9 protein-coding genes and 1 pseudogene are annotated in these 12894 nt (G+C 69.0%); 7 read left to right on the top strand and 3 right to left on the bottom strand.

Annotated elements, in window-relative coordinates:
- Nucleotides 1-51: 51 nt before the first annotated feature.
- A complete protein-coding gene (locus tag ACWHMB_RS16010) occupies nucleotides 52-1161 on the bottom strand; it encodes an AI-2E family transporter (protein ID WP_377484889.1) in 1110 nt (369 codons plus the stop codon).
- 156 nt (nucleotides 1162-1317) lie between these two features.
- Here ACWHMB_RS16010 and ACWHMB_RS16005 point away from each other — a divergent pair, with 156 nt between their 5' ends.
- On the top strand, nucleotides 1318-1755 hold the full coding sequence (locus tag ACWHMB_RS16005) for a DUF971 domain-containing protein (protein WP_293221225.1): 438 nt from the start codon (nucleotides 1318-1320) through the stop codon (nucleotides 1753-1755).
- A gap of 15 nt (nucleotides 1756-1770) precedes the next feature.
- Here the strand turns inward: ACWHMB_RS16005 and ppc are convergent, their stop codons facing one another.
- Together ppc and ACWHMB_RS15995 are read right to left on the bottom strand one after the other, a co-directional pair.
- Entirely contained in the window at nucleotides 1771-4728 is a 2958-nt protein-coding gene (gene ppc / locus ACWHMB_RS16000) for a phosphoenolpyruvate carboxylase (protein ID WP_447648586.1), read from the bottom strand.
- Between the two features lie 14 nt (nucleotides 4729-4742).
- On the bottom strand, nucleotides 4743-5762 hold the full coding sequence (locus ACWHMB_RS15995) for a LysR family transcriptional regulator (protein ID WP_377484885.1): 1020 nt from the start codon (nucleotides 5760-5762) through the stop codon (nucleotides 4743-4745).
- A gap of 163 nt (nucleotides 5763-5925) precedes the next feature.
- On the opposite strand from ACWHMB_RS15995, the gene ACWHMB_RS15990 reads away from it, so the two are divergent.
- The 6 genes and pseudogenes from ACWHMB_RS15990 to ACWHMB_RS15965 all read left to right on the top strand — a co-directional run bounded on the left by ACWHMB_RS15990 (nucleotide 5926) and on the right by ACWHMB_RS15965 (nucleotide 12849).
- On the top strand, nucleotides 5926-6906 hold the full coding sequence (locus ACWHMB_RS15990) for a Bug family tripartite tricarboxylate transporter substrate binding protein (RefSeq protein WP_377542689.1): 981 nt from the start codon (nucleotides 5926-5928) through the stop codon (nucleotides 6904-6906).
- Between the two features lie 366 nt (nucleotides 6907-7272).
- Nucleotides 7273-8007 (top strand): bifunctional demethylmenaquinone methyltransferase/2-methoxy-6-polyprenyl-1,4-benzoquinol methylase UbiE, encoded by a 735-nt coding sequence (gene ubiE / locus ACWHMB_RS15985; RefSeq protein ID WP_377484881.1) that lies wholly within the window; start codon nucleotides 7273-7275, stop codon nucleotides 8005-8007.
- Between the two features lie 112 nt (nucleotides 8008-8119).
- Nucleotides 8120-9102 (top strand): annotated as a pseudogene (locus ACWHMB_RS15980) (Tim44 domain-containing protein).
- 80 nt (nucleotides 9103-9182) lie between these two features.
- Nucleotides 9183-9716 (top strand): hypothetical protein, encoded by a 534-nt coding sequence (locus tag ACWHMB_RS15975; protein ID WP_293221233.1) that lies wholly within the window; start codon nucleotides 9183-9185, stop codon nucleotides 9714-9716.
- A complete protein-coding gene (gene ubiB / locus ACWHMB_RS15970) occupies nucleotides 9716-11281 on the top strand; it encodes a ubiquinone biosynthesis regulatory protein kinase UbiB (RefSeq protein WP_377485070.1) in 1566 nt (521 codons plus the stop codon). Before ACWHMB_RS15975 ends, ubiB begins: the two co-directional genes overlap by 1 nt.
- A gap of 119 nt (nucleotides 11282-11400) precedes the next feature.
- Complete coding sequence (locus tag ACWHMB_RS15965) at nucleotides 11401-12849, top strand: sodium:solute symporter family protein (RefSeq protein ID WP_377484877.1); 1449 nt, start codon at nucleotides 11401-11403, stop codon at nucleotides 12847-12849.
- The last annotated feature ends 45 nt before the right edge of the window (nucleotides 12850-12894 follow it).

The following is a 12894-nucleotide window of genomic DNA, read 5'->3' as shown; positions in this document are numbered from 1 at the left end:
AGTCGACCGGCAGGTGGCAGGACTGCAAAGGAGGTCTTGGTCTCCCCCCGCTCAGGCCTCGGGCGGCGGCGCCGGCGTCGGGCTGCTGGCCGGCGTGGCCGCCGGCGCTTCACCCTCGTCCTCGGCCACGTTGAACAGCGCCCAGGCGGCCACGAACAGCGCGGCGATGGCCGGCCCGATGACGAAGCCGTTGACGCCGAAGATCGAGATGCCGCCGATGGTGGACAGCAGCACCAGGTAGTCGGGCAGCTTGGTTTCCTTGCCCACCAGGATGGGGCGCAGCACGTTGTCGACCATGCCCATCACGCCCGCGCCCCACACCGCCAGGCCGATGCCCTGCACGGGCGAGCCGGTGGCCAGCAGGTAAATCGCCACCGGCGCCCAGATCAGCGCCGCGCCGACCGCCGGCAACAGCGACAGCACGGCCATCGCCACGCCCCACAGCACGGCGCCGCCGATGCCCAGCACGGCGAAGGCGATGCCGCCCAGCATGCCCTGCACCAGCGCCACCACCACCGTGCCCTTGACGGTGGCGCGCACCACGGTGGCGAACTTGTGCAGCAGGTAGCGGGTGTGCGCCGGCTTCATCGGGATGGCGGCGCGCAGCGTGCGCGCCAGGTCGCGCCCGTCGCGCAGAAAGAAGAACAGCAGATACAGCATGATGCCCAGGTTGACCACCAGCAGCACCGTGTTCTGGCCGAAGGCCAGGGCGCGCGTGGTCAGCATCTGGCCGCCTTGCACCAGCAGCGCCGTCAGCTTGTCCATCACGTCCTGCAGGCTGATCACGCCGTAGCGCTCCATCAGGCTGTGCACCCAGGCCGGCAGCGCGTCCACCACCTGCTGGATGTAGCCGCGCACGTCAATCCCGCCGCCGCGCACCCGCTGGCTGAGAAGGCCCGCCTCGTCCACCATGGCGCCGATGATCAGGATCAGGGGCACCACCACGATCACCAGGCAGATCACCAGCGTGCCGATGGCCGCCAGCGTGTCGCGGCCGCGCAGGGCCACGCACAGGCGGCGGTGCAGCGGCATGAACATCAGCGCCAGCACCATGGCCCAGAACACCGCGCCGAAAAACGGCGAGATGACCCAGCAAAAGGCCAGGGTGACGCCGGTCAGCAGCAGCAGGAAGACGGCGCGTTGCAGGGCGGGTGAGTTCACGAACGGCAGTCGCAAGCCAATGGGGCGCAAAGATTAGCAGAAGCGCCGGCAGGGCCTTTGGCGGCCGGGGCCGCGCAGCGCCAAGGCGCGCGGCACAATGCCCGCTACGCCCCCGACGAACCGTCCCGACCGATGAGCACTTCTCCCTCCTCCCCCGTGGCCCAAAAGTCCGCCTCGGCGCCGCCGCCCGAGGCCATCACCATCCACGCCAAGTCGCGCGTGCTGGAACTGGTGTGGGCCGACGGCACGGCCTATCGCCTGCCGTTCGAGCTGATGCGCGTGTATTCGCCCTCGGCCGAGGTGCAGGGCCACGGCCCCGGCCAGGCGGTGCTGCAGACCGGCAAGCGCGACATCGACATCACGGCGCTGGCGCCGGTGGGCAACTACGCGGTGCAGCCGCGCTTTTCGGACGGCCACGAAAGCGGCATCTTCACCTGGGAATACCTGCGCCACCTGGGCGCCAACCAGCAGGCGCTGTGGCGCGACTACGAGGCGCGCCTGGCGGCGGCCGGGCGCGACCGCGACACCCCCATGCCCACGCTGGGCAAGGCGCCGGCGCAGCCGATGACGTTTCACGCCAAGCGGCCACATTGAGCCGGCGGCGGCGGGTCAACCCGTGTTGCGCAGCCCCGCCGCGATACCGTTGATGCTGATGTGAATGCCGGTCTGCACCCGGTCGTCGTCCTGCCCGGCGCGCCAGCGGCGGATCAGCTCGACCTGCAGGTGGTGCAGCGGATCGATATAGGGAAAGCGATGGCGGATCGAGCGTGCCAGCGCGGTGTTGGCCGCCAGGCGCTGGCGCTCGCCGGTAATGCGCGTGAGCATCTCGCTGGTGCGCTGCCACTCGGCCTCGATGGCGGCAAACACCTGCTTGCGCAGCCGGGCGTCGGGCACCAGGGCGCTGTAGCGCTTGGCCAGCGCCAGGTCGCTTTTGGCCAGCACCATGTCCATGTTGGACAGCAGGGTGCGAAAAAACGGCCACTGGCGGTGCATGCGGCGCAGCAGGGTCAGCCGGGCGGCGGGCTTGGCGCCGGGCGCGTGGATGAAAGCCTGCACCGCCGTGCCGAAGCCGAACCAGCCCGGCAGCGTGAGCCGGCACTGGCCCCAGCTGAAGCCCCAGGGAATGGCGCGCAAGTCCTCGATCTTCTGGCTGGGCTTGCGCGAGGCCGGGCGTGAGCCCAGGTTGAGCTGGGCGATCTCGCGGATCGGCGTGGCGCTGAAGAAATAGTCGGTGAAGCCCGGCGTCTCGTACACCAGTGCGCGGTACGCCGCCATGCTGGCTTGCGAGAGCTGCTCGGCCGCTGCCAGAAAGGCCGGGCTGGCCGGCTGGGTGGGCTGCAGCAGCGTGGCCTCCAGTGTGGCGGCCACCAGGGTCTCCAGGTTGCGTCGGCCGATCTCGGGGTTGGCGTATTTGCTGGCGATGACCTCGCCTTGCTCGGTCAGGCGAATCTGCCCGCGCACCGTGCCCGGCGGCTGCGCCAGGATGGCCTGATAGCTCGGCCCGCCGCCGCGCCCCACGGTACCGCCGCGGCCGTGGAACATGCGCAGGCGAATCGGCGGAATGAACGGGGCCCCCACGCTCCCCGCTGCGCGTGGTTCGCTGCCCCCCAAGGGGGCTGCCGCACCTTGGGGCGGCCCGGCGGTGCGGCTCGCATTCATCTCGTCGAACAGCGCCACCAACGCGATCTCGGCGCGGTACAGCTCCCAGTTGCTGGTGAAGATGCCGCCGTCCTTGTTGCTGTCGCTGTAGCCCAGCATGATGTCCTGCTCGCCGCCGCTGCGCGCCACCAGCGCGGCCACGCCGGGCAGCTGGTAGAACTCGCGCATGATGGGCGCGGCGTTGCGCAGGTCGGCGATGGTCTCGAACAGCGGCACCACGATCAGGTCGGACGTGGCGCCGGCATCGAGCGTGGCCCGCATCAAGCCCACTTCCTTTTGCAGCAGCAGCACCTCCAGCAGGTCGCTCACGGTCTCGGTGTGGCTGATGATGCAGTGGCGGATGGCGGCGCGGCCGTAGCGGCGCAGCACCTGCGCGGCGGTCTCGAAGATGGCCAGCTCGCCGCGCGTGTGCTCGCTGTAGGTCGCACCGGGCACGCGCAGCGGACGCGCGTCGTTCAGCAGGCGCAGCAGCAGGGCGCGGCGCTGCGCCTCGTCCAGCGCGGCGTAGTCGGGCTCCAGGCGCGCCGCAGCCAGCAGCTCGGCGACCACGCGCTCGTGCTGGTCGGAGCTCTGCCGCAAATCCACCGTGGCCAGATGAAAGCCGAACACCTGCACCGCGCGGATCAGCGGCTGCAGGCGCTCGGCCGCCAGCGCCGCGCCGCGGTGCGAGCGCAGCGAGGTGTCGAGGGTGCGCAGGTCCTGCAAAAAATCGTCGGCGCTGGCGTAAGCGTCTTGCGGCGCCACGGCATGGCGCGCGGCCTCGCCGCCGGCCAGCTCGCGCAAGGTGGCGGCCAGGCGCGCGTACACGCCGGTCAGCGCGCGGCGGTAGGGCTCGTCGTCGCGGTGCGCGCTGGTGTCGGGCGAGCGCTCGGCCAGCGCCCGCATGGCGGGCGTGACCTCGACCAGCTTGCTGGACAGCGACAGCTCGCGCCCCAGGTGGTGCACCTCGGTCAGGTAGTGGCGCAGGGCGACTTCGGCCTGACGGCGCAGCGCCAGCGCCAGCGTGTTGGCGCCCACGTTGGGGTTGCCGTCGCGGTCGCCGCCGATCCACTGGCCCATGCGCAAAAAGGGCGCCACGGCGTGCTGCGGCCCCAGCTCGCGCTCCAAGTCGGCGTAGATCTTGGGGATCTCGCGCAGGAAGGTGCTTTCGTAATACGACAGGGCGTTTTCGATTTCGTCGGCCACCGTCAGCTTGCTGTAGCGCAGCAGGCGCGTTTGCCACAGATGGGCCACGCGAGCGCGCAGCCGCGCCTCGTTGGCGGCCAGCTGCCGCGGGCTCAGCGCATCGCGGCCGGCCTTGAACAGCTGCGCGCGTTCGCGCAGCTCGTCGCGCTCGGTCAGCAGCTGGGCGATGTCGCGCTCGGCGTCCAGGATGCTCTTGCGCTGCACCTCGGTGGGGTGGGCCGTCAGCACGGGCGAGACGTGGCTGGCCGCCAGCGTGCGCCCCACGGCGCCGGGCGCGATGCCGGCCGCGCGCAGGCGCGCCAGCGCCACCTCGATGCTGCCCTCCTGGGCGCTGCCGGCGCGCTCATGCACGGCGCGGCGGCGGATGTGGTGCCGGTCCTCGGCCAGGTTGGCCAGGTGGCTGAAGTAGGTGAAGGCGCGGATCACGCTCACCGTCTGCTCGCTGGACAGCGACTTCAGCAGCTTCTTCAGCGCCGCATCGGCCGCGGCGTCGGCATCGCGCCGGTAGGCCACCGACAGCTGGCGGATTTTTTCGACCAGCGCGTAGGCGGCTTCGCCCTCCTGCTCGCGGATCACGTCGCCCAAGATGCGGCCCACCAAGCGGATGTCCTCGACCAACGGGCGCTCGTTCTCGTGGGCTCGCCGCGTCGGGGTTTCTGCAGTCACGAAATTGTCGGATTGAGGGTAGGCGCCGCTGGATCGGGGCGTGCTCGCACTGAGCATCTTACCGTCCGCAGTCAACCAGCCGTGCCTGCCGATGTCTCCAAGGTCGCCGAAGCACGCCGGAGATGGCTTTTCAGCCACCGCGGCATCGGCGTCGCCGGATAGGGGCGCCGGCGCTCGTGCTCGATTTCCGCGAAGAGCTGTGTCACCCAATCGAGGAACACGCGTACACGCGGAATGCGACGCACGCGTGGCGGATACAGCAGGTTGATCGGAGGCACGTCTTCCGGTTTCCAGTCGCCAAGCACAGGTAGCAGCAGGCCGCGGGAAACCTCGCCCCCAGGCCGCTGGTGCCAGTCCAGCAGGCGGGCCACGCCCACGCCGGCGACCGCCAGATCGCGCACCATGTCGCGGTGCACGTTGTCCACCACCAGCCGGCCGCGTGCCGACACCGACACACGCTCATCGCCACGTTGGAAGCGCCACAGATCCATGACCGATCCGACGTTCGTGCGGATGCACAGGCAGTTGTGGCGCTCCAGTTCGGCGGGGTGCTTGGGAATGCCGTGCGCCGCCCAATAAGCGGGCGAAGCGACAACGATGAAGGTCGTGGCGCCCAGCTGGCGGTGCACCAGCTCTTCCGCGCCCTTCGGCCACCCCATGACGAGCATGATGTCGACACCTTGCACCTGCTCGGGCATCGGCCGCATGAAGTGGCGCACATCGAGCTGAATATCAGGATACAACGCATAAAAGCGGGGTAACGCTGCCGTCAGCACCTCCTGGGCAATGATCGGTTGAATCCCGACCACGACCGTTCCCTCGAGTTGGCTGGCCCCTGCGCTGATCTTTTGCTCGGCATCGGTCAATTGCCGCAGCACCGGTGTGCAGGCTTCAAGATAACTGGTGCCGGCGGCCGTGGGAACAACGCCATTGCGGCGCCGCTCCAGCAGTTGCACCTTCAGTTCCGACTCCAGTGCACTGATCAGTTTGGCCACCGCCGCCACACTCACGCCATGCCGGCGTGCGGCGGCCGACAGACTGGCACCCTGGGCCGCTGCGATGAAATATTCCAGGGCTCGCAATTTGTCCATGACATGCACTCCTCGGACCAACACCACGAAGCAGACCAATGGGACCAACAGGATGGATTCAACCATTGGTTGAAACCGGCTGCAAGATCCGGAGTATTTCGCTTGCAGGGCAAGCTACCGATGATTCCAGTCACGCTCCATTGCCTTGGAGCAGGAGAAAAACATGAATTCGCGGCGCAGATCCTTGGTGATATTGGCCGGCCTGACGGCCCTCGCGCGCGGCGCGCGCTCACAGCCCGCTTCATCCACTTGGCCGAGCCGGCCGCTGCACCTGGTGGCCGGCGGTGTCGGCAGTGTGACGGATGTCCGGGCACGTTGGCTGGGCGAACGCTTGGGTGCGGTGTTCGGCCAACCCATCCTGGTGGAGAACAACCCCGCCGCCGGTGGCAACCTGGCCGCGCAGCACGTGGCCCGCGCGGCCCCCGACGGATACACCCTGCTCCTGACGCACCAGGGCATCGCCACCATCAATCCGCACATGTACGCCAACCCCGGCTTCGACTCACTGAACGATTTTGCCCCGGTGGCACGCTTCGGCATCGGCATGCTGCTGCTGGCGGTGCCGGTGGCCTCGCCCATCCAGTCCCTGCCCGATCTGATTGCCCGCGCCAAGGCCAAGCCCGGCACGCTGAACTTCGGCAGCAACGGCAACGGCCTTCCTCCGCATCTGGCCAACGAACTCTTCAAGCGCATGGCCGGCATCGAGGCCGTCCATGTGCCCTACAAGGGCGGCGGCGAACTGATGACGGGGCTGCTCGGCGAGCAAGTGGATTGGGCCATGGACGGCCTGACCACCATGCTGCCGCAGGTGCGCGGCGGCAAATTGCGCGCCCTGGCCGTCACTGGCAGCCAGCGCGCGCCCCAGTTGCCCGAGGTGCCGACCATCGCAGAAAGCGGCGTGCCGGGCTATGAATTCATCGGCTGGGCCGGCATAGCCGCACCGGCACGCACGCCGGCCGCGATCGTTGAACGCCTCAACCAGGAAATCAACCGCATCGCCACCAGCGAGGAAGGCCGACGCTGGTTTTTCAACCTCGGTTCCGATCCGGGCGCCGTGACTCCAGCGGAGTTCGCGACCTTTATCCGAACTGAGTACGCCAAGTGGGGTCAAGTCGTGCGAGAGGCGGGATTGAAGGCGGGATAACCGGGGTGGACTCACTCCGTGCGACGGAACGGCGAGCGCCCCTCCAGGTGCTCCAGGTGGATTTCAACGCCCTCGCCCTCGCGCGCCAGGAAGCGCTCCACCGCATCCGAGAACGCCGGATGAGCCAACCAAACTGGCGGATCTGTCCGATCAGCGCGTAGGCGGCTTCGCCCTCCTGCTCGCGGATCACGTCGCCCAGGATGCGCCCGAGCAGGCGGATGTCATCGATCAGCGGCCGATCCTTGTCGGCCTTCTTGGCGGTCGGTGTCATGGGCGGTGGGGGCGGGCCGCGCGGCGGCTGCGCTACAGTCGCAAGGGAGCCGCATGGTAGCGCCATGCCCGGCGCTGGACACAAGGCACATTGGCATGACGAGCACGCATTTTGGTTATGAGACGGTCGACGAGCGCGACAAGGCGCGGCGCGTGCGCGGCGTGTTCGACTCGGTGGCCTCGCGCTACGACCTGATGAACGACCTGATGTCGGGCGGCCTGCACCGACTGTGGAAGCGCTACACCCTGATGGTGGCCAACCCGCAGCCCGGCCAGCGCGTGCTGGACATCGCCGGCGGCACGGGCGACCTGGCGCTGGCCTTTGCCAAAAAGGTGGGGGCCACCGGCCAGGTGGTGCACACCGACATCAACGAGGCCATGCTGCGCACGGGGCGCGACCGCCTGCTGGACGCCGGCGTCATCCTGCCCACCGTGGTGTGCGATGCCGAGCACCTGCCCTTCACCGATGGCCATTTCGACCTGGTCAGCGTGGCCTTCGGCCTGCGCAACATGACGCACAAGGACGCCGCCCTGCGCGAGATGGCGCGCGTGCTGCGCCCCGGCGGGCGCCTGCTGGTGCTGGAGTTCTCGCAGGTGGCCGCGCCCCTGCGCAAGGCCTACGACCTGTATTCCTTCAGTGTGCTGCCGCGCCTGGGGCGGCTGGTGGCCGGTGATGCCGAAAGTTACCGCTATCTGGCCGAATCCATCCGCATGCACCCGGGGCAGGCGGAACTAAAGGCCCTGATGAAGGTCAATGGCTTTGGCCACGTGGACTACCACAACCTGACCGCGGGGGTGGTGGCGCTGCATGTCGGCGTCAAGTGTGGCTGACGCGCCGGCCGTCGGGTCCCAAAATGGGCCAAAACCGCGACGGCAGGCGGGTTTTCAGGCATGATTTGTTCTCGATCGATTCCATCCATCTGACCCAGGGAGATCACCTCGGATGAAAAAGCATCACCTTCTTTCGCGCTTGCTGACACTGCTGCTGGCCGTGTTCCTGCTGGGCGCCTTCAGCTTCGACGCCGAGGCCAGACGCATGGGCGGCGGCAAGTCCTTCGGCCGCCAGTCCAGCAACGTCACCCAGCGCCAGGCCACGCCGCCGGCCGCGCCCAGCCAGGCCACCAATTCGGCCAACGCCGCTGGCGCCGGGGCGCCGGGGCGGCGGGCGCGGCCGCACGCAAGCCTTGGGCGGGCATGCTGGGCGGCCTGGCCGCCGGCTTGGGCCTGGCCTGGCTGGCGCACTCGCTGGGTTTGGGCGCCGAGTTCGGCAACATCCTGCTGATCGGCCTGCTGGTGCTGGCCGCCGTGGCGGTCATCGGCATGCTGCGGCGCGCGCGCCAGGGCGGCGTGGGGCCACGCCCCATGGCCTACCAGGGCGCCGGCGCGGCCAACCCGGCCAGCCCGCCGCAGTACAACCCGACCAAGGTCGGCAACGACGCCTCGGCCCGCCCGTGGGACGTGCAGGGCGCCGCCCTGGGTGGCGGCGCGGCCGGTGGCTCCATGATCGGCTCGGCACTGAAGGGTTCGCAAGGCTGGGGCATCCCGACCGACTTCGACGTCGCCGGCTTCACCGAGGCCGCCAAGCGCAACTTCATGGCGCTGCAGCAGGCTTGGGACCGCTCCGACATTCCCACCTTGCGCGCCATGATGACCGACGAGATGCTGGCCGAAATCCAGAGCCAGCTGGCCGAGCGCGAGCGCACGGCCCCCGGCCAGGTCAACACCACCGAGGTGGCCATGCTGGAGGCCCAGCTGCTGGGCATCGAGGAGCAGGACGACCTGTACATGGCCAGCGTCGAATTCAGCGGCATGATCCGCGAGGACGCATCCTCGGGCCTCAATCCATTCCGCGAGGTCTGGAACATGACCAAGCCCAGGAGCGGGCGCGGCGGCTGGCTGGTGGCGGGCGTGCAGGCCCTGCAGTGACGCGGCCCGCGGCCTGAACGCGGCGGCGCCCTTCGGGGCGCCGTTTTTTTGGCCCGTTCGTCATCAATAATCGGGGCATCATGAATGCGCCGTCTCCCTTTTCCGTTCTGACCGAAGGCCTGGCCAAGCTGGGCGCGGGCCTGAAAGCCCCCGACTGGCTGGTCGACGAGCTGCAGCACCGCCTGGTGCTGTTTCTCAACCACGTGCTGATGCAGGAGCCCGAGGCCCAGGCGCGGCTGGCGCGCCAGAGCGGGCGCGTGGTCAAGCTGCAGTGGGGGGCGTTCTCGATGCAGCTGGCGGCCACGCCGGCCGGCCTGTGCGAGCGCGCGCCGGTGGCCGAGGCCGACCTGCTGCTGACGGTGGTCGACCGCTCGCCGCTGGACGTGCTGAAGGACACGCTGCGCGGCGAGCGCCCGGGCGTGCGCATCGAGGGCGACGTCCAGTTTGCCGCCGAGGTGAGCTGGCTGGTCGACAACGTGCGCTGGGACGCCGAGGAAGACCTGGCCCGCCTGATCGGCGACGCGCCGGCCCACACCCTGGCCGAGGGCGGGCGCGCCGTCGCGCAGGCCCTGCGCCAGCTGGCCAGCCGCCTGCCGGGCATGGGCCAGGCGTGATGCGCATCACGCGCGCCGTCACCATCGTCTGGGTGGCCCTGCGCCATGGGCTGGACGAGTTGGTGCTGACGAGCTTTCAGCACCCCGGCCTGCGGCTGCTGGGACGCATTGCGCGCATCGGGCGCGATTTGTCGGCGCCGCGCGGCCAGCGCCTGCGCGAGGCGCTGGAGCAGCTGGGCCCCATCTTCGTCAAGTTCGGCCAGGTGCTGTCCACCCGGCGCGACCTGCTGCCCGTGGACATCGCCGACGAGCTGGCGCTGCTGCAGGACCGCGTGCCGCCGTTTCCGGGCGAGGTGGCCGTCGCCACCATCGAGCGCGCTTTCCGCAAGCCGGTGGGCGAGCTGTTCACCCATTTCGAGCACGAGCCGGTGGCCAGCGCCTCGATCGCGCAGGTGCACTTCGCCACCCTGGTCGACAAGGAAGGGCGCGAGCGCGACGTGGCGGTGAAGGTGCTGCGCCCGGGCATGCTCAAGGTGATCGAACAGGATCTGCAGCTGATCCGCTGGATGGCCGGCTGGATCGAGCGCCTGTCCAGCGACGGCAAGCGCCTGAAGCCGCGCGAGGTGGTGGGCGAGTTCGACAAGTACCTGCACGACGAGCTCGACCTGGTGCGCGAGGCCGCCAGCGCCGCGCAGTTGCGGCGCAACATGGCGGGGCTGAACCTGGTGCTGATCCCCGAGATGATCTGGGACCTGTGCCGCTCCGAGGTGATCGTGATGGAGCGCATGAGCGGCATCCCGATCGGCCAGGTCGAGCGCCTGCGCGAGGCCGGGGTGGACATTCCGCAGCTGGCGCGCGACGGCGTCACCATCTTCTTCACCCAGGTGTTTCGCGACGGCTTTTTTCACGCCGACATGCACCCGGGCAACATCATGGTCAGCGTCGATCCCAACACCTTCGGGCGCTACATCTCGCTGGACTTCGGCATCGTCGGCACGCTCACCGAGTACGACAAGGAATACCTGGCGCAGAACTTCACCGCCTTCTTTCGGCGCGACTACAAGCGCGTGGCCGAGCTGCACGTGGAAAGCGGCTGGGTGCCCGCAGGCACGCGCATCGACGAGCTCGAATCGGCCATCCGCAGCGTGTGCGAGCCCTACTTCGACCGCCCACTCAAGGACATCTCGCTGGGCATGGTGCTGATGCGGCTGTTCCAGACCTCGCGCCGCTTCAACGTCGAGATCCAGCCGCAGCTGGTGCTGCTGCAAAAGACCCTGCTCAACATCGAGGGCCTGGGCCGCGAACTGGACCCCGAGCTGGACCTGTGGAGCACGGCCAAGCCCTTCCTGGAGCGGTGGATGCTCGACCAGGTCGGCCCCAAGCGCCTGTGGCGCGAGCTGCGCCAACAGGCGCCGTACTACGCGCGCATGCTGCCCGACCTGCCGCGCCTGTGGCACGAATACCTGCGCCAGCACACCCGCGAGGCCCCCGACGCCGAGCTGCGCCTGCTGCTGGCCGAGCAGCGGCGCACCAACCGCCTGTTGCAGGCGCTGCTGTACGGCGCCATCGGCTTCGTGCTGGGGCTGATCGTGATGCAAATTCTGGTGCGCGTGCTGCTTTTTTAAGCGAAATCGTGCTGTAGCCCGCACTGGGCAAGCGCAAACAGCTATCAAAAGAGTAGTTGTCAAAAACGGCGACAATCGCGCGTCCGCGCTGCCCCCGTTCCTTGGCCTGGAGACAACTCATGCTGGTGAGCTTCATCGTCCTGTACCTGCTGGCGTCGATCGCCATCGGCCTGCTGGCCGCGCGGCGGGTGCACAACACGGCCGACTACGCGGTGGCCGGGCGCACGCTGCCGCTGCCGGTGATCATCGCCACCACCTTCGCCACCTGGTTCGGCGCCGAGACGGTGCTGGGCGCGCCGGCCAAGTTCGTCGCCGAGGGCCTGCACGGCACGGTGGAAGACCCGTTCGGCGCCGGCCTGTGCCTGGTGCTGGTGGGCCTGTTCTTCGCGCGCAAGCTGTACGCGATGGACATCATCACCATCGGCGACTATTACCGCCGACGCTTCGGCCGCGCGGTCGAGGTGCTGTGCTCGGCCATCATCATCTTCAGCTACCTGGGCTGGGTGGGCGCGCAGGTGACGGCGCTGGGCCTGGTGTTCAACCTGCTCAGCAGCGGCGCCATCTCGCTGTCTTGGGGCATGGTGATCGGCACCGCGATCGTGCTGGTCTACACGCTTTACGGCGGCATGTGGTCGGTGGCGCTGACCGACTTCGTGCAGATGATCGTCATCACTGTCGGCCTGGTGCTGATCGCCTGGTACGCCGGTGAGCTGGCCGGCGGCGCCGGCAAGGTGATCGACTACGCCGCGCGCGAGGGCAAGTTCAACTTCTTTCCCACGGGCGGCGCCAAGGAATGGACCTTCTTTTTCGCCGCCGCCATCACCATGATGCTGGGCTCCATCCCGCAGCAGGACGTGTTCCAGCGCGTGATGTCCTCCAACAACGCCGACACCGCGCGGCGCGGGCCGGTGGCCGGCGGGCTGCTGTACATCGCCTTCGCCTTCGTGCCCATGTTCGTGGTCATCGCCGCGCTGCTGGTGATGCCCGGCACCGCCGGCCTGCTGGCCGACGACCCGCAGAAGGTGCTGCCCACCCTGGTGATGGAGCACATGCCGGTGGCGCTGCAGGTGGCGTTTTTCGGCGCGCTGCTGTCGGCCATCATGTCCACCGCCTCGGCCACCATGCTGGCGCCCTCGACCACCTTCGTCGAGAACATCCTGCGCAACCTCAAGCCCGGCATGAGCGACGCCCAGACGCTCAAGGCCATGCGCATCAGCGTGCTGGTGTTCACCGTCTGCGTGCTGATCTACTCGATCACCATGGAAGGCTCGTCGATCTACGAGCTGGTCTCGGGCGCCTATCAGCTGCCCCTGGTGGGCGCCTTCGTGCCGCTGGCCTTCGGCGTCTACTGGAAGCGCGCCACCACCCAGGGCGCGCTGCTGGCGATGGCGCTGGGCATCGGCGTGTGGCTGCTGTTCGTCGCCAGCCCGATGCTGAACGAGGCCTTTCCGCAGCAGCTGGCCGGCGTGCTGGCGGCGCTGGCGGGCATGGTGTTCGGCTCGCTGGCGCCGCAGTGGCTGCCCGACCACAAGGGCCACGCGCCCCATTACGCGGCCAGCGCGCCGTAGCGCGCCCATGCCCCCCGCGGCGGCAGGTGCGAGGGGCGCCGCCTA

It is taken from the genome of Ottowia pentelensis (assembly GCF_964341695.1).
The sequence above is the reverse complement of the archived record's forward strand: the minus strand, read 5'-3'. Positions and strand labels throughout refer to the sequence as shown.